Origin of the sequence: Streptomyces sp. P17, assembly GCF_032436805.1 — a bacterium.
Taxonomy (GTDB): Bacteria; Actinomycetota; Actinomycetes; order Streptomycetales; family Streptomycetaceae; genus Streptomyces.
Genome location: NZ_JAVRBF010001263.1, coordinates 1 through 249 on the forward strand (window position 1 = coordinate 1; position 249 = coordinate 249).

The 249-nt window shown below is 41.8% G+C and carries 1 protein-coding gene; it reads right to left on the minus strand.

The window, feature by feature from the left end; all coding sequences use genetic code 11:
* Nucleotides 1-162, minus strand: a 162-nt coding sequence (locus RMT89_RS46410; protein WP_399499095.1) for a redoxin family protein, incomplete at its 3' end; no start/stop codon positions are given.
* Nucleotides 163-249: the final 87 nt, after the last annotated feature.

The window sequence follows — 249 nt, forward strand, 5'->3', positions numbered from 1 at the left end:
TGGTAAGTGCGCGGCAGAACAGGTTGGGGTAAAAGCACCAGGTACAGCAAATAACACCACTTTTTTACCGGCAAAAACATCGCTGGTTGTTGGGTTTTGCATGCCTTCAGCCGTTAATTGTGAAAAGGTTACTTCGGGTAACTTATCGCCTACTTTAATCATAATGACTTATCCTATAATGTTTGTTAGAACTGTTATTTAAGACATCTTTTGAAACTGTTGTGGCACGCTGTTTAGCATGGCCAACGC